The sequence below is a fragment of the Curtobacterium sp. MCSS17_016 genome (assembly GCF_003234255.2).
GTDB lineage: Bacteria > Actinomycetota > Actinomycetes > Actinomycetales > Microbacteriaceae > Curtobacterium > Curtobacterium flaccumfaciens.
Window position 1 is genome coordinate 488,641 of the sequence record NZ_CP126255.1, and the last position, 24,391, is coordinate 513,031.

Consider the following 24,391-nt stretch of genomic DNA (forward strand, 5'->3'; position numbering starts at 1 on the left):
CCCACAGCAGCAGCACGCTTCCGCGCATAGGGACGGCATGACCGACACACTCATCGCACCGCCGACCACCGAGCGTGCTCTCGCCACCGTCGAGACGATCCTCGACGTGCAGCCCATCCCCGACGCCGACTCCATCGAACGTGTCCGCGTCCGCGGCTGGGACGTCGTCGTCAAGAAGGGCGAGTTCGTCGCCAGCGACCCGTGCGTGTACATCGAGGTGGACTCCCACCTCGACACGAAGGACCCCCGCTTCTCGTTCCTCGCTGCCCGCGGCGAGCGCACCGACGAGCTCACCGGCTTCACCGGGCACGTGCTGAAGACCGCGCGCCTGCGTGGTCAGTACTCGCAGGGCATCGTCTTCCCGCTGTCGGAGTTCCCCGAAGTCGCCGACCTCCCCTACGGCACCGACATCACCGACATCCTCGGCGTCCGCAAGTGGGACCCGCCGCTGCCGGCCGGCATCGCCGGTGACGTCGCAGGTGTCTTCCCGTCGCAGTTCCCGAAGACCGACGAGGAGCGCATCCAGAACGTTCCGGAGCCGCTGCGCGCACGAGACGTCGAGTGGGTCGCCACCGAGAAGGTCGACGGCACCTCGATGACGGTGTTCATCGTCGGGGAGAAGGACGGCGTCGCCGGCCGGAACTACGAGTTCAAGCGCAACGAGGACCACTCCATGTGGAAGAAGGCCCTCGAGCTCGGCCTCCACGACAAGCTGCGGGCAGCGTTCCCGGACGCCACGTCGATGGCGTTGCAGGGCGAGTTGTTCGGGCCGGGCATCCAGAAGAACCCGCTGCAGGTCCGCGACGTCACGTTCGCGGCGTTCACCCTCGTCGTGGACGGGCAGGAACTCCCGCGTGACCAGTGGCCGGCGTTCGTCCTCGACATCGCCGTCCCGGTCTACGACCTGCCGTACCCGGAGACCTCCGACGAGGCCCTGGCGCAGGTGGACGGGTTGAAGTCGCTGGTGAACCCTGAGCGGAACGCTGAGGGTGTCGTCTGGCGGGCGAAGACCACGTCGAAGGTCGTCGTGGACGGCAAGGTCATCCGCGCGTCCTGGAAGGCCATCAGCAACAAGTACATCCTCAAGCACGACCGCTGAGGAAGGACGTCCCCGGCTGCGTCACGTTGTCCGGGGTCGGCTTCGCACTGAGCCTGTCAGTGCAACCCGCCCGGCCGTCGGCAGCAGAAACTGTCCGGCGGCCGGTTGCGCGGGCCTGTGGCGCAGTTGGTAGCGCACCTGCATGGCATGCAGGGGGTCGCCGGATCGAGCCCGGCCAGGTCCACACGGGGAGCCACACCGGGAGGTGTGACCAGTACGCCGCACACAAATCGTGCCCAGTGAAACACCTGGGCGCGCGCCTTTGAAACACACTGCCCCGCGGCGCGGTGAAGCCAAGCCCATCCAGCACGGCCAGTCCGAAGCAGTACCAGCAGACCAGCGTCCGGCGTCGTCCGTGGCGTCTCGGCCCGCTGCGACCCGAACGCCGGCAAGGTCCGGCAGCAGCACGGTGCAAGACGCCGAGGGTGTTCAGCCCCTCGGAGCAGTCCTCTCCCGTCTCGCATCCACCTCCTGGTTCGGCCAGCCGGGAGCGCCCGCGGGGATTCACAATCCCGTGGCGGGCACCCCTTCATCGCGCCGGTTTGGCCGAACGGGTCAGGCGCCTGGCTGCAACCCAGGAGAAGCGGGTTCGACCCCCGCAACCGGCTCCACAGGAGCGTTCTCGCTCCGCGCATAGACCTCGTGTACGGCGACCATCGCTGTGGACGAGGAGCATCATGTCGAGGAACATCATCTGGGTCGGCGCGCGAGCGTCTGTCTCCGAGCCGGGCCCTGGCGTGCCCTACTACGGCGAGGTCATCGCCATCGACGGTGACCAGGTGACGCTGCGGCTCGAGCGCGGTCCGAAGCACATCGATGCCGGCGCCCCGGAGACGATGGTCTTCCCCGCCACCCGACTGCGCGCGGAAGCACCGGAGACCGTGCAGGTCAGCATGCCGACGTCGCGCCCGCTTGTCCTCGCGGAGCCGGGCGAGGAGCTCACGTCGCTGGTGCTGATCCACCGGGAGCACCGCAACACGTACGGTCCGGCGGACATCGTCATCGCGAACGCGGTCCCTGACTTCCGGGAGCGGGAGCAGTACTTCTCCGTGAAGAGCCTGCACCCGTGGGCTCGTGACGGGGATGTGAAGCCGGCGTACCGGTTCGACGCGGAGTTCGACATGCTCCGCTTCGACCGAGCCGACGAGCAGGGCATCTACTGGACCGGACTGTTGAAGAGCATCCGGTTCTACGACCCGGCCGGAGACTCCCCGTTCAAGCGGGCGACGAAACCGACCAGCGGCGACCGGGATGACGCTGCCGGGTTCCCGTACCAGCCGCCACGCGTGATCCTGAAGGACTTCCAGCACCGCCCGATGGTCGCGGTCACCGTCGTGTCAGGCGACCTGCAGGACGCCTTCGACTGGCACACGCAGCGACGCTGACCGTTCCGGCGCCGCCGCACACAACCAGTGCATAGACACACCATCCCGCCGGGTTGACCACGCACACCCGGCGGGGTGACCAATGCCCGAATAGCTCAGTGGTAGAGCGGCTCCCTCGTAAGGAGCAGGTCCTCGGTTCGAATCCGAGTTCGGGCTCGACAGCGCAGAAATGCGCTGCACGCCTCCGTAGCTGAGATGGCATTAGCAACCGGCTCTTACCCGGTGGACGCCCGTTCGAGTCGGGCCGGGGGCACCACGCTGACGTAGCTCAATTGGCAGAGCGCCAGGCTTCCACCCTGGATGTGCGGGTTCGAGACCCGTCGTCGGCTCCACGTCCCGCAGCGGCTTCCGCAGCCGTCCGGGTCAGGCGCGCAAGCGTCGCATGCGGCAGTAGCTCAGTTGGCCAGAGCACCTCGTTGCCTACGAGGGTGTCGCCGGTTCGAATCCGGTCTGCCGCTCCAACGTCGCCGTTCTGGCGGCCGCCCCTCGCTGGCGCTCCTGCCGGCCTTGTCGTCGCGTCTGCGCCCTGCCGGCGTCCCGGCTTCTCCCCCACCGTTTTCTTCTGAGAGGAGTTCGGCTATGACCGTTCTCACATCCCCTTCGTCCATCCGCGATGTTGTCGGTCGGCGCACGCCGGCGGAGATCCGCACGTACGTCCTCGAGCACGCTGACGCCGACCCGGCGGATTTGGCGTGGCTGACGTCGGTCGCTGACCGGTTGGCGGTGTCCGGGTTCCTGACGTTGAACGACGTCAGCGATGACGAGTTCGACGACATCGTCGCTCGCGCCGCCTGACCGGCGTCCTGTCTTGCACTGTGGGCTTGCCTCCGTGGCCCAATGGACTACGGCAGCCGGTTTCTACCCGGCAGATTCCGGGTTCGAGTCCCGGCGGAGGCACCCTTTCCGAGGTTGCAGTCGCGAAGCGAACGCTCATGCCAGGATTGCTTCACCCGAGCTTGGAGAGCCCGATGACGACGCTTCCACCTTCCCCACCTGAGGGTTGGTACCCCGACGCAGTAACCCCTTCGCAGGAGCGTTGGTGGGATGGCGAGAAGTGGACCGGTGCAACTCGTCCGGCCGCCAGCACGCCTCCTCCCCCGGCGGTGACCGTTCCTGCTCCTGAGCCCGATCCGCCGGCTGCTGCCGCGGACTCGCCACGTCCAGGTGTTGATGAGGTGACGGTCCCGGCGACTCAGGTCGTCGGAGCGATCGTCGACGTGCGCAAGAACGTGCTCTCGTACCGTTCCCTGGCGACCGAACGTGCGCCTCGGCTCACTGTTCCGTTGAACACGGTCGCGGCTGTCCGAGTCAGCGAATCCGGCCGTGTCATCGACTTCGACCGTGTGGGCGCAGCTCCTCTCACTGAGGTAACCGCGACCACACCCACGGCGCTCGTTCGCCCGGACTCCATGTCGGATGTCGAATGGGCGAACCTTCGCCGGGTGCTGACTGACCTCGTTGATGCGCAGACCAACCGGGTCGCCCCGGCAGAGAACCCCGCTCGGCCTCAGAAGGCCCGGGCGGCACGGAAGCCGCGCAACCCAGGTGTCGCCGTCGGGTGGATCGCCGGCATCGGCGGCGCCCTGCTGGGCGGCTTCATCGGCAACATCGCCAACGGAGTCTCCGGCGCAATCATCCTCGGCGTCATCGCCGGCGTCGGCTTCGGGCTCTACTTCGCCGCGAAGGAACGGAAGGAGCACGCCGCTGTCGGCCAATCCCACACGGGTTCCCTCGGCGGAGTCACCTTCACCAGGGACCGCATCTCATACGCCGGCGAGAGCCAACCCATCGCCGGAGCGCACGTCGAGGTGCTCACGTCTGGGCAGATCAGCCGCCGTTTCGACTGGGGGAACACCATCACCGGCGCTGTTCTCTTCGGCCCGGTCGGCGCGATGATCGGCGCCGGCGAGAAGAAGTCCGACGACCGGGAGCTGTACCTCGTCATCGTCGGTGCGGAAAAGCAGTGGGCCGCGAAGTTGAACCCGAAGGACACGCCTCTCGCGCATGGTTTCGCGGCCGCGGCGAACACCGCCGCGATGGCAGCGTCGAAGAGGTAAGCACCGCAGCAGTAGCCGGTGGCATAGACCGTTCGACCGCGACCACGCGATGAACGGAGCACCACCGTCATGCTCAACCCCCGCACCCGCATCGAATACACCAGCGTCGACGACTTCGTCGTTGTCGGTGTCCACACCATCCGCCCTGTGCTTCTCCGCGCCCTGCTGGCTGCTCCGACGGCCGCGTTGGCGGCTGCGTTCCTGCTCGCATTGAGCCAGACCAAAGGTCACCTGCTGGACTCGCTGTGGCTGTGCGCGTTCACCGCCGTGTGCGTCTTCCTCACGCTGCAGACGATGACGGTTCCCCGTCCCCGTGTCGCACCGTCGTCGAAGGAGTTCGCTTCCCTGCCCGGCTACCGCAAGGCAGTCATCGTGCACATGCTCGAGCTGCAGGGCCTTCTCGACGCCGCGGATGAGGCGATTCCACTCCCCCGTCAAACCCGGCGACGCGTAGACGCCGTGGTTCGGCAGACGCAGTACGTGGCGACGCTGCTGTTGCTGGCGGCCCGAGCAGAGGCACCGCCGACGGATCAGTCCTGGTGGGAGCGAGCGCAGTTGGACGACGTCGAGACGCTCCTGCTCGCCTTGTCCGAACAGGACTCGAAGCTGATCCGGTTGCGCGCCGACGTACGTGCCGAGCTGCGCTCCACAGCGGTAGAGCAGCCGGCGTAGACCCACACGATCAGCGAAGCGCCACGACCCGTCAGACGGGACCGTGGCGCTTCGTCGTTGTCAGAGGAGGATGCCGTCTTCTGCGGCGCGGTCGAGGTAGCTCTTGTACGCCGACTTGTGGTCGTCGGTGAGCTTCGACCAGTCGACACGGCGGCGGGATCCGCCTGCTCCGTCGTCTTCGGTGATGACCGCTCCGGGGACCGACTCGATGCCGTTGCGGAGCTGTGTGAACCCGGTGTGGAAGTCCTCGGTCCGGTAGGCGTGGTCGTAGTCGAAGCGGGGCGCCTGCTGCCACGTGGACCCGGGCGTGAATGCGCCGGTCACGTCGATGCGGGGTGCGTTCCGCAGCGACTCGAGGGACTCCGTGTCTCCGCGTCGGGTGGCGACGCCGACCGCGTACTCCACCGCCTCGTCGTACTGGTCGGCGGGGAAGTAGCTTCTGCCGGCTGCTTCGTCCGTCGTGTCTGGTGCGCTCTGGATGGACAGACCGGTCCCGCCGTGGTTCCCGCCGAATCCGAACGTGGTGATCGAGTAGACGGGCTCTGGCGCCTTCGCCCAGGTCTTCCCGTCGATGACGATGATGCCGGAAGCCCTCTCGTCGATGCTGCTCTTCACGTCCTCCTCCGAGCGCTGGTTCCACTGGTCGCCGCTTGCATCCCGCGTCCAGTCGTCGATGAGGAGGTCGGCTGGTGACCACGGCTCACCGCGGTACCCGTCAGCGTCGGCGTACAGCTCCCCGTCGATGACGCGGTAGTTCACGTCTCCGCCATCGGACCGCCGGCTGGGACGACTGAACGCGGTCGGTGCGTCCTCCGGGGCGACGTGGCGGACGGTGACCGTGTGCACGCCGTGCTTCTCGACTGGCACGAGTTTCCGGTGCCGGCTGGACGGGAGCTCCATGCTGTGCCAGGTGATGTGGACGTCGCGGGTGATCGGTGGGAGGTTCCCTCCGCCGAGGGTGATGTCGGCTTCGCTGCGGGCGTGGGTGCCGAACTCGCCCTTGTTGCCGGCTTCCCCGGTGTGGCTCTTGCGTGTGTACTGGTCGCTCATGCCGGTCATGTGCGCGGGGAATGTCGAAGCGCCACGACCAAAGCAGGTCGTGGCGCTTCGTCTGCTGCGGGTCAGAGGAAGATGCCCTCGGCGACGCTCTTCTCGACGAACTCCTTGTAGTGGCGCTGCTGCTCGTCGGTGAGCTTCGACCAGTCGATGCGCTTGCGGCCGTCTCGGTCTTCCTGCACGGCGCCGGGTACCGTGGAGATGGCTGTGCGGAACGCGTCGAAGGACGTGTGGAGCAGGGCGCCCTTCATGTCCCAGGTTGGCTCGGGGTACGTCAGCCGTGGCGCCGGCGACCAGGTGCTGCCCGGGTTGAAGCCGTCGGCGACGACGATGCGGTCTGCGTCGGGGACTCCGCGGACTCCGCTTTCGCCTCGGTCTTCCGCCCGTGCGTACGCGAGAGCATCGTCGTACTGGTCGGCGGTGAAGAAGTTGTCTGGCGCGGTGCTCTTGTCGTCGTCGGGGGCGTAGGTGACTTCGATGCTTGGGCCGCGCCAGTGGCTTCCGGTGTCGACCTTGTACACCGGCTCCGGCGTTCGGATCCACGGTTCGCCGTCGATGACGACGTAATCCTTGAGCGCGTCCTGCATCTTCTGCGCGACAGTCCACTGACTGTCCGGCGGGGTGCTGCTTCCCCACCGGGTGTTCTCGTACCCCTCGCTGCCTTTGTCGTACCGGGTGGCTCGGTCGAAGACCTCGTCGAGGGAGCCGACGGGCTCATCGCCGATGTGCTGGGAGAAGAACTGCCCGTCGATGAGCCGGAACTGCTGCTCGTACTCGACGGCGTCGCTGCGCCAGCCGCGCTTCTTGACGGTCATCATCTGCGGCGCGTCCGCGCTGCTGACCTGTTCGAGCCCGACGGTGGTGGTCCCTTCGTGCAGGACGGGCACGTACTTCCGGTGGCGGGCGGATGGCAGTTCCATCTCGTACCAGGAGTACGGCAATTCGCGTTCGATGTCCGGCAGCGCTTCGGCGGTGGCGCCGGCGAAGCCGAGGGTGATGGCGTCGCCGTCGTGCTGCTGCTCGCCGAACTTCCCGTCGCCGTGGCGTGCGGCTTCCCGCGCTGTGACGGCGCCTTGGTTGATGCTGATGGTCATACCGCTCATGTGCGCGGCATGGCGGCGTTACGGGCGGGGCACTTCGACGCCGGCGTCCTGGAGTCGGCGGACGACGTCGGCACGCTGGTCGAACAGCGTCTGCATCACCTCGGGCTGGTCGCGCCCCTCGTAGCGCCGGTCCGCGATGTCGGTGCGGAGGTCGTCGAGGTGGCCGAGGAGGAACTCCGGGTCGTTCCACATGTTCCGCTGCGGAGCGGGCTGCGGAACGTCGATTGGCCGCACGCTCGTGATGGAGTCCATGGATCCAGTATCGCCTCGCTCGACGGCGAGCTCGAGGGCGGCGTGCACTGCGCTGCCGTGCCCGGCGGCGCCGGCGGGGAACCACGGCTCGCCGTACTTGTCGGCACCTTCGAGGGCGTAGCCGATTGTGGTTTTGCTGTCCTTGCTGCCGGGCTGCCCGTGGGTGCGAACCTGGTACCCGGGCGGCGTGGTCTTCTCCCAGACGGTGCCGTCGATGACGATGGTGTCCCGCAGGCGGTTTGCTGCTTCCTGCTCGGCGTGCTCCTTGCTGAGATGCGTCTCCTCGCTGATGCGCGTAGCAACCTGCCCGAGCCGCTGTTCCGCGGTGGCGGACGTGTCGTAGAACGGCGTCGACCAGTACAGCGCCCCGTCGTACTCGCGGAACTCACGGGCCTCGGCGACGTCGTCCGTGAACTCGGACGGCACTCGGTAGGCCACCGGTGCGTCTGCGGCACCGACCACGGGGAGACCGATGGTGATGGCGGCGGTCCGTCGCTCCCTGCGGGGCTTCCGCTGCCGGCCGACAGGTGGGATGGTCTCCACCCAGTACACGGTCACTTCACGAGTGACGGCGGTCGGCGGTTCCGAGGCTCCGAGAGTCACCTCGTCAGCGGTGCGCGCGTGGGTTCCGAAGTGGCCTCCGTTCCGAGTCGGCTCACCGGTCTGGGACTTGCGGACGAACGCGTCTGTCATGCCTCGCATGTGCGCGGCTTCCACCTTCGAGACGGATCCGCGCATAGGGTCGGTGCGGCCGATCGGCGGCCGCAGAACGGAACCATCACTCTCATGCGTCGCTCGTCCGCGATTCGACCGGTCGTCATCTCCGCGATCGTCCTCGCTGTCATCCTCGTCCCCCTCTGCCTGCTGTGGGGTCCTCAGATGGCTCACGCCCTGTACCGGATGTTCACCGCCGGCTTGTTCGTCGTCGTTCCCCTCTTCGTCGGCGCGGTGCTGCTCATCGCGGCGTCCGTGACGACCGGCGCTGCCCGCGGGACGAGCGTCGCGGTTCTGGTCCTCGGCGCGCTGGCAACCACCGCGTTCGCGTGGGTGCCGCACAATTACCAGGTGGACCGGCACTACGTCGGCGACGTGAAGATGGTGAACCACACCGCCCCGTCGTTCGGTGACCGAGCGCCGTACCAGGTCGCTTCCACGTCGAGCACGAAGAACCTCGGCAACACCACCGGCCAGGCGGAGAGCGTGAAGAGCCTCAACGACCAGGCCGACAACGGCCTCTGGACCGCCCTCGTGGTCCGTCGCGGTGTCTGGGTCGGTTACGAGTCGGTGCAGGTGCAGGACATGCCGCTGTTCGGTCAGACGGAACCGGACCAGGTCACCACCTGCGCCTTCCCGAAGACGTCGAGCCTGCGCATCGGCGGTTCCCTGCCGAAGAACTCCCTCACCCGTGCCATCTACGCGGCGACGCCGCCGGCAGTGAAGTTCGACGCCGGGGACGCTTACGGGTACTGCGACGGGAAGAGCCCGAAGGTCGTCGTTCCCCTCACCGAGGTGAAGGGTGCCTGGACCGTCAGCGAGGACTACTTCGGCGACGCCGTCTACGACGGGAAGACCGGCAAGGTCACCATCGTCACCGACTCGGAGAAGGTCAACGCCATCCCCGGCCCCGTCTACCCGCAGTCCCTCGCCGCCCGCCAGCGCACGGCGTTGACCGCACTCGGTTCGTTCAGCGACTACTTCTTCCATCGCACCGGGTACGAGACGACTGCTGACGACTCGGACAACCCGGACTCGTTCAACCCGACGGAGATCGGTCTCCGTCAGGTGTCGAACGACCACGCCACCTACGTCACCCCGCTCACCCCTCCCGGGTCGTCCACCTCGGTTGTTGCCCTGTCGGTCGTGGACGCGTCCACGGGGAAGACCGGCGACCGGAACACCCTCACCGTGTTCAAGTACGCGGACGGTCACGCCCGGCAGGCGAACAGCTCCGTCGCGTCGAACATCAAGCAGTCCACGAGCTGGCTGCCCGACTGGGCCAGCGGCATCAAGATCTTCGAGATCGTCCCCGGTAAGAAGGACGAGTGGGTCGCGTCCATCGGTCAGTCCCAGGGTGTCGTGTACCGCGCGGTCATCGACGCGAAGGGGAAGGCCACGCTGTACGACGAGTCCGGCGACGTCGTCACCCGCACCGGCGCGCAGACCCCATCGAACGGCGACACGGACGGTGACACCACGGGTGCAGCCAACGGTGACTTGTCGAAGATGACGCCGGCGCAGCTGCAGAACCTCGCCGACCGGGTCCTCTCGGAGCTGACCAAGCGTGCCGAGTCCGCCCCCACCCCGACGAGCAGCCCGACACCGAAGAGCAAGTAGCCCCGCGCACATCACGGGCATGCAGCAGCCTGCCCGTGTTCCCGCCGGCGTCCGAGCCGGAGGTCAGTTCGCTTCTGACCCCCGCCCGGACGCCGGCGTCGTGCTGTCCCCTCCGGTGCCGGATTGCGCTGAGCGGGTGCCGCTGACCGACGCTGAGCTCGAGACGCTGTTCCGCGACGCGGAGCTGCCGGCGCGCGAGGAGTTCAAGGCTCTCACCGCTTCGCTGGCCCAGAAGTACCCGTACGAGGTGGGGCGCACCCGCATCGTCTTCCACCGCGGCGACGACGTCCTCAAGGTGCCGCTCACCGACGAGGGCCTGCATGGTTCGTCGTGGGAGGCGGAGTGGTCGGAGCGGTACGGGAAGACCGGCTTCATCCCCATCGCCGACTCGTCGATCGAGTACATCGACGATTTGCCCGTCCTCCGTATGGAGCGGGTGCAGATGATCGCCGGCGACCAGTGGAAGACCCTTCCAGCTTGGATCGGGTCCGTCGACTGCATGCAGGTCGGGTACACCGCCGCCGGTGAACTCGTCGCCTTCGACCTCTGAACTCAGGGTGGTGGCGCTCACCCAGGTCTGGTTCGATGCAGGCATGCGCGCCGAAGGTATCGATGGGACTGTCGAGCTCACCGACACGGAACTCGTCGTCATCCTCGAGCCGAACCCGAAGGCGCACCGTGTTGACCGGTGGGAGCGGCGGTTTGCTCTCGACGGCATCATCACGGTGACGCACCGTCCGTCGAAGCGTCGCCAGCCGGACATGCTTGAGCTAGTCGCCGAGCCGCGGAAGCCCGGCCATCCCGTTCAACGATGCGAGTTCCGGTTCGGTGATGAAGACGCCGGCGGCCGCTTCTTCGCGGCGCTCCGTGACACGCTCGGGCCCCTTCCGGAGTTCGACGTCGTCGATGCGGAACTGCGCGCGCAGGCCCAGCAGCTCGACGCGGACCAGCAGCGCGCGTACCGAGCACTCCGCAAACGCGAGCGGAAGGCAGTCGCCGACGTTCCGGAGTCAGCGTCCTTCGCCGGGTACAGCATCCGCGGCGACCGCATCCACCACGGCGCATCGTCCTGGCCAGTAGCCGGTGCATCCGCTGACGTTGACGGCACCACAGCGTCCCGCGTCGGCATTACTCGCACTGTCGGAGGCGCAGCAGCCGGCACTCTCATCGCCCCGGGACTCGGCACCGTAGCGGGCGCCCTCCTCGGCGCATCCGCGAAGAAGGATGCGTCGAAGCGGTACATCACCGTTACCACCACGACTGGGTCGTTCGTCATCTCGTTTCACCCGACGCAGGAGACTGCCGCTCGGCAGTTCGCCGCTGCGATCAACACCGTCACCTGACCTGTGGGGTGTCCGCGCACAGAGTGACTATGACGACACCGTTCGATCCCGCCCAGCATCCCCGCAACGGCCAGCACGGCGCTCCCGGTAACCCGGGCGCTTTCACCGCGGCACGCCACGATGACGCACCGACGACGATCAGCTCCCCTGACGCTGTTCTCTCTGCTGCACGGTCGGCCATTGATGAGCGGAAGGCGGACCGCCGGCACCTCGAGGACCGGCTGGCGGCCACGGACCACGAACTGCGTCTCGCCGCCCGCACCGCGCTCATCGCTGGCGGGCAGAAGTTCGCCCCTCAGGCGGACGCGCTCATGCTCGAGCTTGCTCACGGTGAGCCGGCACCGACCGTCGCCGGCATCCGCCTCCGCGGCGAAGACGGGTGGGTGGACGCTCCGATGATCTGCGAGGTGGAGCTCACGGAATACGCGAACCTCCTCGGTGGCGACGAAGTCCTCATCGCCGACGCGTTCGGCGACTCCGACTACTACATCTCCGACCGCACAAACGTCCGCTGGTGGCTGCCTCTCAACTGAGCCGCCGCCCACATGACGGGCATGACCGACCACATCACGCGCAAGGGCGAAGCTGGGCAGCCGACGACGAACAGGGCCCACTTCGCCGCGAAGCAGCAGACCGAGGCAGCCGTCACCCTGAGCGGCCCTGCGGAGCCGTTCGTGTGGGACGGCGACTACGACAACCATGAGCAGGTCCGGCCGCTGTTCGCCGACTACGAGCGGATTCGCGACGAGCTGACCGAAGCCGGGAAATACCCCTACAACGACTCGTTCAAGGGTCGCATCCCCGCGCTCGCCGCCGCGTCCGAGAGCCACGAGGACACCGCCATCTACATGCTGCAGCAGATGCGCTCCCGCGACGAGATGCACCGGAGCCGTGAGGCGTTCATCGCCGACGGCGGCTACGACGTCGAGGAGATCGTCGGAGAGCAGCGAGGCGACATCGCCACGTACGGCTACTACGTCGGCGGAACAGGGTGGAGCGTCATCGAGAACGCGCGCGTGAAGCGCGAGAGCGGCCGCACCCTGGTCAAGGAGCCGCGTCAGCGGAACTGGCGGGTCCTCGGGGCTGGGAACGCACTGTTCAAGCCCGCCGGCAAGTAGCCGCCCACATGACGGGCATGACCGACCACATCACGCGCAAGGGCGAAGCTGGGCAGCCGACGACGAACAGGGCCCACTTCGCCGCGAAGCAGCAGTCCGAAGCAGCCGTCACCCTCACCACGGCGCCGGCCGCACCGGAGCCGCTCGGCCTGCCAGCCAGGACCCTCCAAGGCTCCTACAGGCACATGAAGGACCTCGACCGGCAGCGTGAGGAAGCGCTCGCCGCGGTCGCCGCCATCGACTTCGAGCGGGGGAAGGCTGCGCTGGAACAGATCCAGCTGTACGCGCAGAAGAACCTCCCGAACGCTGAGGCGGTCCGCGTCAGCGTCTCCGGGTGGGACGCGAACATCACCGGGTACTACACGAATGATGGCGGCGAGGTGGACCTCGGCCGGGACGCCCCTGCCGCACAGAAGATGCGGAAGATGCTCGACGTCGTCACCGAGAAGTGGGGCCGCACCCGCGTCAACGTCCAGGACGACATCGGCCGCTACGGCCTCACCCGCGAAGGCACCATGGGTCGCGTCTTCGTGCTCGAGGTTCCGCAAGGCTGAACGCAGCGGCACCGGGACGGGTCCGCGCATAGGAGGACCATGACGAACCACGAGTTCCCGGTACCGCTACGCGGTGCGAAGACGGACACCCTGCTGTGGGCGCACGAGCACGACGTCGAGCAGGCTGCGTTGCAGCAGCTCCGAGCCATCGGCACGCTCCCCTGGGTGCACGGCATCCGCGTGATGCCGGACGTGCACCTCGGCAAGGGCGCAACCGTCGGCAGTGTCATCGCGATGGACCAGGCCATCAGCCCGAACGCCGTCGGCGTCGACATCGGCTGCGGTGTCTCCGCCGTTCGCACGAACCTCACCGTCGAGCACCTGGAGCGCCTCCCGGAGCTCCGTGCAGCGTTCGAGAACGCCATTCCGGTCGGCCCCAACGGGCACGACGACCCGGTGAACGTCGGCAAGCTCGGTCTCAACCGCGGCTGGCAGGGGTTCTGGGGACAGTTCCGTGACCTTCACTCCGGCGTGCAGAAGCTCGAGGGGAAGGCGCAGAAGCAGATGGGCTCCCTCGGTGGCGGCAACCACTTCATCGAGGTGTGCGTCGACTCCGAGGGGCGACTGTGGCTGACGCTGCACTCCGGCTCCCGGAACATCGGCAAGGTGCTCGCTGAGGAGCACATCGCCATCGCGAAGACCCTGCCGCACAACCAGGACCTGCAGGGCGAAGCGCGCGACCTCGCCGTGTTCCTCAGCGGATCGCCGCAGATGGACGCGTACCGCCGCGACCTGACCTGGGCGCAGGAGTACGCGCTCCGCAGCCGCGCCATCATGATGGGCCTCGCGAAGCAGGCGTTCCGCGACCACTACGCGGGCGTTCCGGTGACGTTCGACTCCGACATCAACGTCCACCACAACTACGTGGCGGAGGAGACCATCGACGGCCGGAACATGCTCGTCACCCGCAAGGGCGCCATCCGCGCCGGCAAGGGCGACCTGGCGCTCATCCCGGGGTCGATGGGCACCGGTTCCTACATCGTCCGCGGGCTCGGCAACGACACCTCGTACCAGTCGGCGTCACACGGTGCTGGCCGGGTGATGTCCCGCAGCGAGGCGAAGCGTCGCTTCACCCTTGACGACCTGAACGAGCAGATGGGCACCATCGAGTCGCGACGGGACGCGTCCGTCATCGACGAGATCCCCGGCGCGTACAAGGACATTCACTCCGTCGTCGCCGCGCAGTCCGAACTGGTGGACGTCGTCGAACACCTGCAGACGCTGCTCTGCGTGAAGGGGTAAGCCATGACCATCCTCGAACTCACTTCCGAGTCCCCTGCTGGTACCTACGAGGTGCTGACCTCGTCCGGCAGCCGTTACGTCGTGCAGGTCGGCGACGAGGTGACTTCGACCAGGGTGCCGGATGCTGTGCCGTCGGTCGAGTGGTACCTGTCGAAGGCTCGCTACCGCGATGCGGAACCGCTGGTCTGCACGATGATGCGGTTCGTCGTCGGCGGGCAGGGAGTCATGCGGTACGTGAAGGCGGAGCGCCGGGGCGACCCGGAGTACGTCGCTTCGACACGGCTTACTACTCCGGTGACGGCCATCCGCCTTCTCCCCGCCAAGTAGCCCTCGACCTCCTGAACGCCCGGGGTGTCCGCCGCATCTGCTGATGTGACGGCCGCGCCGGGCGTTCGCCGTATCCAGCAGAAGGGGACCCCAGACGATGACGATGCCTCCCGCCGGCTGGTACCCGTCACCTGGGGAGCCGGGGCTTCTGCGTTGGTGGGATGGTGCGGGCTGGTCTGAGCATCGGCAGAACGCTGCGGTAACCCCGGCGCCGGCGCTGGACCCTGAGCCGTCCCTGGACGCCTCTCCTACCGCAACAACATCGTCGCGTCCCCTCACCGTCACGACCCGGCCGGCGAAGCGGTCCCGCCAGCGGACCGTCGCGGCCGCGGCTGCGGTCGGGCTCGGTGTTCTCTGGTTCGCCGCGGCCGCGACCCTGCTGGGGACGTTCTCCCCCGCTGCGTCACCGGCGAAGGGTGAGCGTGCAGCCGCGGGCACGGTTGTGTCTGTCGTCTGGTCCGAGGGGTCCGCAACGTACAACGCCGACGGGTCGCTGCAGAAGGCGACCGGGGATCCAGCGTGCGCCGCGGTCGTGGAAGCGAACGTCGCCGGGCAGAAGTACCAGAAGCAGGAAACCGCGTTCCAGGCGCCGTGCACGGTGAAGGTAGGCGACAGCCGGCAGGTGTTCTACGACCCGGAGAACGCTGCCGCGTCCATGCATGTCGCGCCCGGGCAGCCGCACACGCTGCTGCAGAGTCTCGTGCCAGCCGCCGGCGCGATTCCCGTGGTAGCTGGAGGGATGCTCCTCATCCGTCGGCGACGGAAGAACGCCGCGTAGCGCGTCAGCCTCAGGCGACGACAGGGGGCAGCAGGTTCTCCTCGGCGAGGACGGGCACGACGGCGGTTACGGGAACTGACCCCTGCCACTGACCGGACCGGTTCGCCGCCGTGATGCTCACCGGCAGGTCCCACCGTGCGCCGGCGATGTTGCCGGCGCCGACCTCGCTGAGCTTCGTGAACAGCAGGATCGAATCGGTTGTCTCGGCCCGGTGCGGGTGGATGTCGGTGATGCTGAACGTCACCGACCGACCGTCCTCGGCGATGTAGAAGCGGTCGAACATCCCGGACATGTCAGCCGGGCGAAAGCGCCCACCGTAGATAGCGGCGAGATCCCCGACCGGGAACGCCGACGGCTTCTTCGGCCGGTCGGGCAGCTCTACAAGGTTGTCGCCAGGAGCCGGGAACGCGTGGACGTCGTCCGGGATGTCCACTCGGAGTTGCAAGTCAGTGAGGATGGTGTCGGAGTTGTTCGTGATTCGCAGCGCGAACGGTGCCCCGTGCCGACGCCCTGCCATGTCGAGGGCATACGGAAGGAGTGCCGCTCTGAAGTCGCGGAGATATTGTTGGCGCTCCCGTTCGTACCGGTCTCGTTCCTCCGACCGGTGGAACTCGAAAGTGGGCACGACCCCGCGTGGCGGGCCGGGCTCGAACCAAGAAGTTGAAGTCTTCAGCGGCGGCACCGCCTTCTCCTCTTCGGCGTACCGCGCGTCCTCGGCCTCTTGGGTGAAGTTGAGGACGCGGACGGCGCCGAGCGAGTCCGCCGTGAGCTTGTCGAACGCTTCGACGCCGGACCGTCCGGCGAGGAGTCGCTGCTCGAGCTCACGGATGTCAGCGGTGGTCGCCGGCACCGACTGTGCGTGATGCCGAACGAAGATGGTGCCTTCCTGGTGCCCGCCCTTGCCGCTGTCCGGTGTGTAGGTCTTCCTCAGCGTGTGGATCTTGTCGCTGTCGCTCGGCGGCTCGATGGTGATGACGAGGATGCTCTGCCCGTTGACGTCCACTGACCGCGGGCTCCAGGAGGGGCCGTCGTTGCCGAGGTACTTCACCAGCCATGGCTCGAGTTGTGCAAGGTCGGGGATGATGACGCCCGGAGTGTTGCTCGGCTCCGCGCCAATGACCATGTAGCCGCAGCCGCCGAAGACCAGCGAGGCCTTCTGCACCGGTCGGTTGCTCATGCCGATGATGCACTTAGCGATAGCGAACCAGCCGGCGGCTTTCGTGAGGTCAAGGTCGCGCTTCCACTCCAAGAAGTGGGACTCGTCAGAAGACTCGGCGCCGGTGACCGCGTCGATGAGGTTCCGGAGGTCCTGGAGGCTTCGCAGCTGACGGCTGGTGTCGATGTTGAGCGCCACGGGTCCATCTTGGCGTGGACGGCCGACAGGTGGCGCGTGTTCACCGCTGCAGCTTCTCTGGCAGTTCGACGTCGGCGGCCGCGACTTCTGGCCGGGGGCGAAGGTACCGGAGCGTGTGCCTGAAACGTCGCCCGTCCCAGGCTGTGTCGGCTGCGATTTCGACGACGATCGGCTCGACATGAGTGAGGGCGACCGGCTCCCCGCGGCGAGCGCCCCACTGGCCGGAGGGGATGTTGTCCGGCCACGGCGGTTCCTGTAGTGGTTCGTGCAGGTGCTGCGTGAGCGTCTTCGCTGTGCGGGCGGTGAGGGTGCCGGTCCGGCCGACGATGCCGAGTTCACCGTCGAGCGGCAATCCGACGATGAGTTCACGAGGGTGGTCGCGGCTGCCGGTGATGGCGGCGCAGATGACGTCGATGCTGTCGCGGTGCTTCACCTTCACCCAGGCGCGCCGGCCGGCGGGATACGGCTCGTCGAGTCGCTTCGCCATGACCCCTTCGATGCCGGCGGCCGGCATGGTGCGGAACCATTCTTCAGCGAGGGCACGGTCGGTGGTCTGTGGGCTGAGTTCCAGCGGTGGCGCCCAGGTTTCGGCGAGCGCTTCCAGGAGCTGTCGTCGGGCGCGGAGCGGCTGACGGGTGGTGTCGTGGCCTGCGACGGTGAGCACGTCGAAGACCACGAACGTCGCCGGGTGGTCGTGGATGACCTGCGGAAGTTGGTGGCCGGCGGTGAACCGCCGTTGCAGCGCTTCGAAGTCGAGCCGTCCGCCGTCCGGGGACCAGACGATTGCTTCCCCGTCGAGGGTGAACCCGGGTGGGACGTGTTCCTCGAGCACGGCGGCAAGGTCCCGAAGCCGTTCGGTGAGGTCGGTGCCGTGCCGGGACCAGAGGGTGACGCCGCGCTCAGTCGTTTTTGCTCGGACGCGCCACCCGTCGTACTTCATCTCGTACGCCCAGGCCTTGCCGGTGGGGAGCATGCCGGGTGCGGCGAGCGCGGCGGCGGGAACGGGTGGCATGCGTTCAGCATGCTCCCTGAGGTCCTACCGGCGGCTGCCGAACCCGTACGAGGCTGCGTGGTCGTGCCAGGCGTCGCCGTTCTTGGTCAGCTCGGGGTAGATCTGGATGATGAGGTCCGCGTCGATCTCGTAGAGAGCGTCGGTCTGCGCCTGCATCTCTTCCGGGCTGCTGGTGTCACCGTGGGCGCGGCGGCCACGTTCGTACGCGGCGGTGTACTCCGCTCGGTTGCCGTCGCTGACGGGGACGAGGGCACCACGTGCGGCGAGCGCGTCGAAGAACGTCGCACCGTACGGGCCCATGTTCCGCTCGTCGTTGACGGCGCCGTTGTCGATGTCGTCCACGACGGTCTTCCGGCTGATGGTCCATGACCCGCCGGAGCGTTCTGGGGCGAAGACGAGTGCTGCTTTCAGCTTGAGCTCGTCGGTGTCTCCACCGGTGCGGTACCGGACGCCGGAGAGGTCGTCGGACGGCCGCCAGGTGGTTGTGTCCGCGCGGACGCCCTGCGCGATGCGGACCTGCCGTTGGCTGTCCTGCTTCGGGGTGAGCGCGAGCGGGTCGTTGTCGAAGGAGGTGGTGTGGGTGAGGCCGAGGTCGATGACGTCGGTGGTGTGCTCAGCGTGAGCGAACTGGCCGGCGTGGCCGGGCAAACCCCGGTCGCCGTTGCGTGGGTGCTGGCGGGCGTCGAAGGTCATCGTCATGACTGGGATGTGTGCGGGACGACGAAAGCGCCGGCGCCCCGGTCCTCGGGGTGCCGGCGCTTGTCGTGGTGGCTTACCGCTCGGGCCAGGCGACGACCGGGCCGTCGGGGTTGCTGACCGTGCCGTTGTCTCCGTCGTTGACGGTCCAGCCGGTCATCTCGTGGGCGCCGGCGGCGTGGCTGATGGCGGCGAGGGCGAGCTGGAGGTTGGTGCGGTCGAGGCCGCGGAACGCGTCCTTGAGGTTGACGTTCTGCTCACCGAGCAGGGAGGCAACCAGACGGAGGATCTGTTCCTGACTGTGGGAGTAGCTGCGGGCACGGTCGATGATCTTGTCGGCGCGCACTTCGATGAACGCACTGTTGGTGTCACCGTAGAAGTCGGCGTCGTCGGTGGCCAGACCGGTTCGGATGAGGAGCTCCACGGCTGCCTCGGTCGGGTAGATGCCCTTCGCCCAGGCGCGGATCCCGTCGTGCAAGGTTGTCATGGTGCTCTCCATCAGGTTGTCGGCTGGGGTGCTGTCTCCACTGTGATCCGCGGATTGGCCGCAGTTCTGGTGGTCGCAGCATAGGAGCGGCATGAGCACCACCACACCGCAGCCGCCGACGACCTGGTTCGGGAAGACCCGGGATCGTCTCGCAGGCCGCCTAGCGAACGCTGCGTTGCGTCTCGCGACGCCGTACTACCGGGGCATGATCGGCGGTTCCATCGAGTACGGGTTGCGAGCTGCTGCTCGCGACAGCCGGGAAGACCGGCCGTCTCCTGGACCGTGGAAGAAGACGGCCCTGTGACTGACAACCTGGACCCAACCCTGCGTCGCATGGTGGAGAACGCCGACCAGGTGGAACGGGTCGCCGCGGAGCAGTTCCGTGCCGAGCAGGCGATGATCACTCCGTCCGCGAAGCACCTGGACGAGTTCACTCGTGCAGCGATGGTGCTGAACCTCCTCGCGAACGGCCGCGAGCAGTACGCGGAGAACGCACCTGAAGGGGTGCGGGAGAACCTGCTGCGTGAGGTGAATGCGTTCCGCATCGGTGCGAAGGTCCTCGCCGGGGACGCCTGGGCGGCGCACAGCACGCTCCCGTCCTGGAAGTGGGACGAGTTCGACCGCGCGGTCAGCGCCGTCGGTCTCGAGTTGGCGTACGGCGACTGACCGTTTCGCCGCATACCTGCTGGGTGAAGCGTCACGCCGCCTTGGGGTGACCCCGACGTGCAGGAGCACTCTTTGCCCGAGATCACCAACCCGTCGTTCGAGCCGGCCTGGCAGGACTACCTGCTGACGGCGACCACCCAGACCGGTGAGAAGCTGACGGCGTACTCGCCCCTGTACGGGGTGTTCCGTGAGGCCTTCGCTGCGGGGTTCGCTGCGCGTGACGCGGAGGTCGAGGCGCTGCGTGGCGACCTGGACCGTGCGTTCGTCGTCCCTGACGTTCCGGCGCCGGCCGTCGAGGCCGTCGAGCCGGATGTTCCGGCTGCGGACCACGTCGTCGTCGCGCGTGTGCTGCGTGCCGCGGCTGAGGAGGCCGGCGACATCGAGCGCATCGGTCAGACGCCGTACGCGAGCATCGCGACGGACGAGGCGGAGCGGTTCAACGGGCACCCGCTCTCGAACCTGTACCGTCAGTCGGACACCCGGGCGCACATCACCTGGCTCCTGGGTGCGGCGGACGCAGCTGATGCGGGAGTGCTGCTCCGCGGGCTGTAGCCCACACACCTTTTTCGCCCGGTCCGCGCATACCCCTGGTACGCCGGACCGGGCGAACCCGATCCACACCCTCGTTGAAAGGTCACCCTCATGGGCCTGCAGTACCGCCGCCGCATCCGCACTGGGAAGAACACCTTCGTGAACGTCTCCGGCAGCGGCGTCTCGATGACGAAGCGCTTCGGACCGGTCTCCATCAACAGCCGCGGCCACGTCAGCATCCGCCTCGGCAACGGCTTCTCCTTCCGCGTCTTCTGATGCCAGCGAAGGCCGACCAGCTCGTCCTCATCGCCGCGGTGGCGGAGAACGGCGTCATCGGCGCTGACGGCGGTATGCCGTGGCATCTGCCGGCCGACCTTCGCCACTTCAAGGCGACGACGAACGGGCACCCGGTCATCATGGGCCGGAAGACGTTCGAGGCCGTCGGCGCGCTCCCCGGCCGCGACATCATCGTCATCTCCCGCGACCGCACGTGGACCACTCCCCCGACTCCCGCCGCCCAGCGGCGGCGCACCTTCACCGCCAGGTCCCTCGACAACGCGGTGACCATCGCAACCGCAGACGGGTACGCCGGCCCGGTGTTCGTCGCCGGTGGCGCTCAGATCTACCGTCTCGCCCTCGATGCGGGGGCGCGACGTCAGGTGCTGTCCGAGGTTCCCGGCCGCCCGAATGGGGACACGCTGTACCCGGACTTCGACCGGACAGCGTGGTCCGTCGAATCCCGTGAACACCGCGAGGGGTTCGACGTCGTCACCTGGGTCCGCTGACCCCTCCACACGACAGCACCGCCGGCACTCATGTGAGCCGGCGGTGCTTACTCGTTCACGGGAGGTGAGCGAGGCTGAGTTCCACCGCGGTGCCGACCTCTGCCCGAAACTCCGCAGCGGACCCTGCGACTGTGTGCCTCGTGCGTCCGGCGACACTCGGACCATGCTCTGCCGTGAGCACCTCGACTGCCCGAGCGGCCGCGTCTGCGAGCGTGCCGGTCTTCCCGCGAACGAACGCGACACCGTGTCCGTGTTCCCGGCAGGTGATGAGCCATCCGGGAGTGCGTGGTGCGTCGGCAGGCACGGCACGTCCGGTCGCGACACGGGTATCCCGCTCGAGCGCGGCGCTCCACCGGTAGTCGATGGTGAAGTTCGGGAGAGTGTCGGTGTCCATGCGCGGTCCTTCCGGAGGCGTCGACCATCCCGTCGACCACCGACACTTCCCGTCAGGTGATGATGACGTCGAAGTCGTCGTCTCCGACCCAGTGGGGTGTACCAGGAGCGGCGACAGAGTCGATGAGGGTTCGCATCACCAGCGGCCCGTCGAACGTGCCCGGCAGCATCCGACTGGTGAGGATCCGGAACGGACCGGAACCGGCGAATCGGGGGTGCGCTTCGGTGAAAACGCTTCCCGCTCGCAGTGTGACCTGGACTTCGGTGGCGAGGGCTGCCGTCATGCTGTGGGGTATGCGGCGGGAACACGACGAACGCCCTGCCGGTCAGAGGACGGGCAGGGCGTTCGGAGCGGGTTCGCAGGCGGTCTAGTACCAGCCGGTCGCCTGCGAGTGACCCCAGGCGCCGCAGGGGCTGCCGTAGGAGCCCTTGATGTACCCGAGCCCCCAGTTGATCTGCGTCTGCGGGTTCGTCCGCCAGTCGGCGCCGGCGGACGCCATCTTCGAGCCCGGCAGCGACTGCGGGATGCCGTACGCGCCGGAGCTGGGGTTCGAGGCCTGGTAGTTCCAGGTCGACTCCTTCGTCCACAGCGACACCAGGCATGCCATCTGGTCCGGCCCCCAGCCGTAGTCGCTGAGCTTCGACGCGGCGTACGCCTGCGCGGACCCGGGGCTGGTGTCCCAGGTGACGGCGACGGGCATTGGTGCAGCTGACTGAACCGCGGGGACTGCGGCTGGCTGCTTCGGCGTGGCGTTGCCCGTCGGCTTCGCGGCCGGCGACGGCTTCAGCGGAGCGGGCGCAGGCTTTGGCTTCGGCTTCGGCTTCGGCACCGTGACGGTATAAGCGTCGCGGGTCACGATCGGGCTCGCTGCCTGCGACGAGCTGGTGAAGTCCTGCCGGTCGGGGTTCGCGAGCGGGCTTGTCGACGGAAGGGGCGTCAACGGGGCGGCCTGCGGGATCGGGCTCAGCGGCGCGATGGGCGTGTACGGCGTGATGGGGGCTGCGAGAGCAGCGGCTGGCGCTGCTCCGGCTACTGCCAGCGCGGCGGTCAGCGTGACCGCGGCGACGGCTATTCGTGTTCGGTTGGAACGCATGCGTCCTCCACTCTTGGGGCGGAGAGGGGGTCTCCGCTGTCGGGGTGTGCTGAACGCTTCCGATGCGCGAAACAGCGGCCGGTTCTATGCGTGATGCAGGGAACCGGCCGCTGTTTCTTGTTACCGGCCTGTGATGACCGGGCGGGCGCTACTTGCCGACGATGGCGTCTCGATTGTCGATGACGGCGTACGCCTGCTTCTCGAGCGCGGCGAGGTACTTCGTCGTGTGGTGTCCGCAGAAGAGCAGCTCACCGCTGGCGAACGACGCGGCGCCGTATGCCTGGGCGCCGCAGCCGCCGACGTCGCAACGGTCGCTGGTGTTGAACTGTCGGGCGGCCGGCTTCTGCTCGGTGGGGATGGTCTCGATGGTGGGGGCGTTGCTGGGCATGCGGGGTCCTTCCGTGCTGAGGGGGGTGGTGCTGTGACGTCGTGTTGGTCAGCGTGTCCGCGGCGGCTCCGGGATGAGGTCGGCGCCGGCGGTCCGGAAGTCCGGTGCGTCGCTGAGGTTCAGCACGCTGCGTTCGTACGTGACGGTCTGCGTCTCGTGGGTGCGCTCGTGAGTGAACGTCGTCGTTCCAGGTTCTGTTCCGGGGATGAGGATGCGGCCCTGGGTGAATCCGACGGGTAGGTCGGCTGGGTCCACGCCGATGCCGAGGAGTAGCTCGTGCTGTTCCCGAGTGCCCAGGGCGTTGAGCTGCTTGGCGGAGAACTTCGTCCGGGCGAGCATCGACAGGGTGTTCCGGCGTGCGTCGGCCTGCCGCCATGAGAGGTAGTCGCGGACGTTGGCGGGGCTGTCGAGTGAGAACGCTCGGGCGTCGAACAGTGCCGTGCCGCCGTCGGGGCGTCGGCGGTTGAACTCGACGGAGCACACGGACGCGGCGATGGTGATCAGCTTCTGCACGGCGCCGCCGAACATCAGCTGCCCGCGTCTTGCCTCATCGGGGTCCCGGGTCGGGTCCCATGCTGTGATGATGACGCTGATCTCGTCCGACTGGACGTAGGTGAGTCGGACGCCGTGGAGAGCGGTGGCGACCGCGCGGGCGGCGGCGTCCATGTCAGCCATGAACTGCTCGTCGTACGGCTTGTTGAGCCCTCGCGTGTAGGTGCGGAACGCGCGGCCGTCGAGGCGAATGACGGCGTACTGCTCCTTCGGGAGGTACGTGCGGTGCTGACGTTCGAGGTCCTTGAACGTGGAGCCGTACTCCTCGTCGGGCGCGGGGGTCGCGGCGGTGGGCTGCATGCACCCCCTATGCGCGGACTTCTGTTGCACCTGGAGTGCGCCGGCTGAACGCCTGCCCCGGAGGGTTCCGTCGTTCAGCCGGCGGTCGTCCTACCAGGCGATGGCGCGAACAGCGGAGGTGGGGGCTGCGACGGATGCGATGAACTTGGACGCGGCTTGCTCGAGGGAGGTGAATGCGTCGAGGGTGTTGTCTACGACGTCGTCTGCTGCTGCTCGGAAGGGCACTGGGTTGACGGTGCGGACGTAGTCGTCCCAGTTCGCCAGCTTCCAGTTGTCTCGTCCGGCGCCGCGCTGCGTGATGCGGGCTCGCATCATGTGTTCGTCGCAGTCCACCCACACGATGTGGAGCTTCGTGTCGAGGGTCTTCAGCTTGTTGCGCAGCGACGCCACCCACTTCGGGTTGCTGAGCTCGAGCAGGAACGGAGCGGTGACGACGGCTGAGAGACCGGCGTTGACGTTGTCGAGCGTCGCTTCGAGCAGCGCCTGGTACTCCAGCGGGCGGACCAGGTTCAGGTACTGCTGGGAGTGGCGGTCGTTCAGGTCTCCGGTGATGCGGCTGATGAGCCCTTCAACGAGTGGGCCGCTGAGGCTGTCCTTGTCCAGCAGCGGCCACGACAGCCCTTCGCTGATGCGTCGGCTGAACTCGCTCTTGCCGCTGCCGGCGTACCCGGCGACGAGGACGACGTACGGTGAGCTGGCTGCGGCGGCGGGTGCGGTTCCACCCGGGGTGACGAGGCCTGGTCGGGTGGGAGCGTGCCGGGGAGCTGCGATGGTGGAGGTTCTGTGCACGACCTTATCTATGCGACGAACCTG

General features: G+C 67.7%; 31 protein-coding genes and 7 tRNA genes. 26 read left to right on the forward strand and 12 right to left on the reverse strand.

What is annotated here, in order from left to right:
* The first annotated feature begins 37 nt into the window (after positions 1-37).
* The 12 genes from DEJ19_RS21570 (at position 38) to DEJ19_RS21630 (ending at position 5,213) form a co-directional block, all read left to right on the forward strand.
* Positions 38-1,099 (forward strand): RNA ligase (ATP), encoded by a 1,062-nt coding sequence (locus DEJ19_RS21570; RefSeq protein WP_111232441.1) that lies wholly within the window; start codon positions 38-40, stop codon positions 1,097-1,099.
* Positions 1,100-1,210: 111 nt separating this feature from the next.
* Positions 1,211-1,283: transfer RNA gene (locus tag DEJ19_RS21575), tRNA-Ala, on the forward strand.
* Positions 1,284-1,635: 352 nt separating this feature from the next.
* Positions 1,636-1,710 (forward strand) — tRNA-Cys (locus DEJ19_RS21580).
* Between the two features lie 66 nt (positions 1,711-1,776).
* On the forward strand, positions 1,777-2,484 hold the full coding sequence (locus DEJ19_RS21585) for a hypothetical protein (protein ID WP_111232440.1): 708 nt from the start codon (positions 1,777-1,779) through the stop codon (positions 2,482-2,484).
* 84 nt (positions 2,485-2,568) lie between these two features.
* Positions 2,569-2,640, forward strand: a tRNA-Thr gene (locus DEJ19_RS21590).
* Between the two features lie 24 nt (positions 2,641-2,664).
* A tRNA-Lys gene (locus DEJ19_RS21595) sits at positions 2,665-2,740 on the forward strand.
* Between the two features lies 1 nt (position 2,741).
* Positions 2,742-2,816, forward strand: a tRNA-Gly gene (locus tag DEJ19_RS21600).
* A gap of 52 nt (positions 2,817-2,868) precedes the next feature.
* Positions 2,869-2,945 (forward strand) — tRNA-Gly (locus tag DEJ19_RS21605).
* 118 nt (positions 2,946-3,063) lie between these two features.
* On the forward strand, positions 3,064-3,279 hold the full coding sequence (locus DEJ19_RS21610; RefSeq protein ID WP_111232439.1) for a hypothetical protein: 216 nt from the start codon (positions 3,064-3,066) through the stop codon (positions 3,277-3,279).
* Positions 3,280-3,307: 28 nt separating this feature from the next.
* Positions 3,308-3,381, forward strand: a tRNA-Arg gene (locus DEJ19_RS21615).
* A 71-nt stretch (positions 3,382-3,452) separates the two neighbouring features.
* Positions 3,453-4,541, forward strand: coding sequence for a DUF2510 domain-containing protein (locus DEJ19_RS22055; protein WP_111232438.1), 1,089 nt, complete (start codon positions 3,453-3,455; stop codon positions 4,539-4,541).
* A gap of 69 nt (positions 4,542-4,610) precedes the next feature.
* Complete coding sequence (locus DEJ19_RS21630) at positions 4,611-5,213, forward strand: hypothetical protein (RefSeq protein ID WP_111232437.1); 603 nt, start codon at positions 4,611-4,613, stop codon at positions 5,211-5,213.
* Positions 5,214-5,273: 60 nt separating this feature from the next.
* Here DEJ19_RS21630 and DEJ19_RS21635 read toward each other — a convergent pair whose 3' ends face one another.
* The 3 genes from DEJ19_RS21635 to DEJ19_RS21645 form a co-directional block, all read right to left on the reverse strand.
* Complete coding sequence (locus tag DEJ19_RS21635) at positions 5,274-6,272, reverse strand: DUF8359 domain-containing protein (RefSeq protein WP_111232436.1); 999 nt, start codon at positions 6,270-6,272, stop codon at positions 5,274-5,276.
* A gap of 62 nt (positions 6,273-6,334) precedes the next feature.
* On the reverse strand, positions 6,335-7,372 hold the full coding sequence (locus DEJ19_RS21640) for a DUF8359 domain-containing protein (RefSeq protein WP_146250598.1): 1,038 nt from the start codon (positions 7,370-7,372) through the stop codon (positions 6,335-6,337).
* A gap of 18 nt (positions 7,373-7,390) precedes the next feature.
* Entirely contained in the window at positions 7,391-8,167 is a 777-nt protein-coding gene (locus tag DEJ19_RS21645) for a DUF8359 domain-containing protein (protein ID WP_146250597.1), read from the reverse strand.
* Between the two features lie 243 nt (positions 8,168-8,410).
* Here DEJ19_RS21645 and DEJ19_RS21650 point away from each other — a divergent pair, with 243 nt between their 5' ends.
* The 9 genes from DEJ19_RS21650 (at position 8,411) to DEJ19_RS22060 (ending at position 15,320) form a co-directional block, all read left to right on the forward strand.
* On the forward strand, positions 8,411-9,958 hold the full coding sequence (locus tag DEJ19_RS21650) for a hypothetical protein (protein WP_111232433.1): 1,548 nt from the start codon (positions 8,411-8,413) through the stop codon (positions 9,956-9,958).
* 136 nt (positions 9,959-10,094) lie between these two features.
* Entirely contained in the window at positions 10,095-10,508 is a 414-nt protein-coding gene (locus DEJ19_RS21655) for a hypothetical protein (protein ID WP_111232432.1), read from the forward strand.
* A 43-nt stretch (positions 10,509-10,551) separates the two neighbouring features.
* Positions 10,552-11,301 carry a hypothetical protein gene (locus tag DEJ19_RS21660; protein ID WP_146250596.1) on the forward strand — a complete coding sequence of 250 codons (750 nt, stop codon included), beginning with the start codon at positions 10,552-10,554 and terminating at the stop codon, positions 11,299-11,301.
* A 29-nt stretch (positions 11,302-11,330) separates the two neighbouring features.
* Positions 11,331-11,834 (forward strand): hypothetical protein, encoded by a 504-nt coding sequence (locus tag DEJ19_RS21665; protein ID WP_111232430.1) that lies wholly within the window; start codon positions 11,331-11,333, stop codon positions 11,832-11,834.
* A 21-nt stretch (positions 11,835-11,855) separates the two neighbouring features.
* Positions 11,856-12,419, forward strand: a complete 564-nt coding sequence (locus DEJ19_RS21670) for a hypothetical protein (protein ID WP_146250595.1) — start codon at positions 11,856-11,858, stop codon at positions 12,417-12,419.
* A gap of 17 nt (positions 12,420-12,436) precedes the next feature.
* Positions 12,437-12,973, forward strand: a complete 537-nt coding sequence (locus tag DEJ19_RS21675) for a hypothetical protein (protein ID WP_111232428.1) — start codon at positions 12,437-12,439, stop codon at positions 12,971-12,973.
* 39 nt (positions 12,974-13,012) lie between these two features.
* Positions 13,013-14,215 (forward strand): RtcB family protein, encoded by a 1,203-nt coding sequence (locus DEJ19_RS21680; RefSeq protein WP_111232427.1) that lies wholly within the window; start codon positions 13,013-13,015, stop codon positions 14,213-14,215.
* A gap of 3 nt (positions 14,216-14,218) precedes the next feature.
* Entirely contained in the window at positions 14,219-14,542 is a 324-nt protein-coding gene (locus DEJ19_RS21685; RefSeq protein WP_111232426.1) for a hypothetical protein, read from the forward strand.
* A gap of 103 nt (positions 14,543-14,645) precedes the next feature.
* Positions 14,646-15,320, forward strand: coding sequence for a DUF2510 domain-containing protein (locus DEJ19_RS22060; protein WP_502869801.1), 675 nt, complete (start codon positions 14,646-14,648; stop codon positions 15,318-15,320).
* A 10-nt stretch (positions 15,321-15,330) separates the two neighbouring features.
* On the opposite strand, the gene DEJ19_RS21700 is transcribed toward DEJ19_RS22060, so the two are convergent.
* The 4 genes from DEJ19_RS21700 to DEJ19_RS21715 form a co-directional block, all read right to left on the reverse strand.
* Positions 15,331-16,674 (reverse strand): AlbA family DNA-binding domain-containing protein, encoded by a 1,344-nt coding sequence (locus DEJ19_RS21700; RefSeq protein ID WP_111232424.1) that lies wholly within the window; start codon positions 16,672-16,674, stop codon positions 15,331-15,333.
* A gap of 40 nt (positions 16,675-16,714) precedes the next feature.
* A complete protein-coding gene (locus DEJ19_RS21705; protein WP_111232423.1) occupies positions 16,715-17,686 on the reverse strand; it encodes an ATP-dependent DNA ligase in 972 nt (323 codons plus the stop codon).
* A 24-nt stretch (positions 17,687-17,710) separates the two neighbouring features.
* Entirely contained in the window at positions 17,711-18,385 is a 675-nt protein-coding gene (locus tag DEJ19_RS21710) for a hypothetical protein (protein ID WP_111232422.1), read from the reverse strand.
* 73 nt (positions 18,386-18,458) lie between these two features.
* The gene (locus DEJ19_RS21715; RefSeq protein ID WP_146250594.1) at positions 18,459-18,869 is read right to left on the reverse strand and encodes a hypothetical protein; all 411 of its coding nucleotides are present in this window, start codon (positions 18,867-18,869) and stop codon (positions 18,459-18,461) included.
* 91 nt (positions 18,870-18,960) lie between these two features.
* Here DEJ19_RS21715 and DEJ19_RS21720 point away from each other — a divergent pair, with 91 nt between their 5' ends.
* From DEJ19_RS21720 to DEJ19_RS21740, 5 genes are all read left to right on the forward strand, one after another.
* Entirely contained in the window at positions 18,961-19,173 is a 213-nt protein-coding gene (locus tag DEJ19_RS21720; RefSeq protein ID WP_146250593.1) for a hypothetical protein, read from the forward strand.
* The gene (locus DEJ19_RS21725) at positions 19,170-19,535 is read left to right on the forward strand and encodes a hypothetical protein (RefSeq protein ID WP_146250592.1); all 366 of its coding nucleotides are present in this window, start codon (positions 19,170-19,172) and stop codon (positions 19,533-19,535) included. The genes DEJ19_RS21720 and DEJ19_RS21725 overlap by 4 nt, the downstream gene beginning before the upstream one ends.
* A 72-nt stretch (positions 19,536-19,607) precedes the next feature.
* The gene (locus DEJ19_RS21730; RefSeq protein ID WP_111232419.1) at positions 19,608-20,087 is read left to right on the forward strand and encodes a hypothetical protein; all 480 of its coding nucleotides are present in this window, start codon (positions 19,608-19,610) and stop codon (positions 20,085-20,087) included.
* A 90-nt stretch (positions 20,088-20,177) separates the two neighbouring features.
* The gene (locus DEJ19_RS21735) at positions 20,178-20,342 is read left to right on the forward strand and encodes a DUF4236 domain-containing protein (protein WP_111232418.1); all 165 of its coding nucleotides are present in this window, start codon (positions 20,178-20,180) and stop codon (positions 20,340-20,342) included.
* On the forward strand, positions 20,342-20,851 hold the full coding sequence (locus DEJ19_RS21740) for a dihydrofolate reductase (RefSeq protein WP_111232417.1): 510 nt from the start codon (positions 20,342-20,344) through the stop codon (positions 20,849-20,851). The genes DEJ19_RS21735 and DEJ19_RS21740 overlap by 1 nt, the downstream gene beginning before the upstream one ends.
* A gap of 446 nt (positions 20,852-21,297) precedes the next feature.
* Here the strand turns inward: DEJ19_RS21740 and DEJ19_RS21745 are convergent, their stop codons facing one another.
* The 5 genes from DEJ19_RS21745 to DEJ19_RS21765 form a co-directional block, all read right to left on the reverse strand.
* On the reverse strand, positions 21,298-21,528 hold the full coding sequence (locus DEJ19_RS21745; RefSeq protein WP_111232415.1) for a hypothetical protein: 231 nt from the start codon (positions 21,526-21,528) through the stop codon (positions 21,298-21,300).
* 84 nt (positions 21,529-21,612) lie between these two features.
* A complete protein-coding gene (locus DEJ19_RS21750; RefSeq protein ID WP_258377331.1) occupies positions 21,613-22,338 on the reverse strand; it encodes an aggregation-promoting factor C-terminal-like domain-containing protein in 726 nt (241 codons plus the stop codon).
* Between the two features lie 148 nt (positions 22,339-22,486).
* Positions 22,487-22,726, reverse strand: a complete 240-nt coding sequence (locus tag DEJ19_RS21755) for a DUF7455 domain-containing protein (protein ID WP_111232414.1) — start codon at positions 22,724-22,726, stop codon at positions 22,487-22,489.
* 48 nt (positions 22,727-22,774) lie between these two features.
* Entirely contained in the window at positions 22,775-23,578 is an 804-nt protein-coding gene (locus DEJ19_RS21760) for a tRNA(His) guanylyltransferase Thg1 family protein (protein ID WP_111232413.1), read from the reverse strand.
* 90 nt (positions 23,579-23,668) lie between these two features.
* Positions 23,669-24,367 (reverse strand): P-loop nucleotide/nucleoside kinase family protein, encoded by a 699-nt coding sequence (locus tag DEJ19_RS21765; protein WP_181441462.1) that lies wholly within the window; start codon positions 24,365-24,367, stop codon positions 23,669-23,671.
* Between the last annotated feature and the right edge of the window lie 24 nt (positions 24,368-24,391).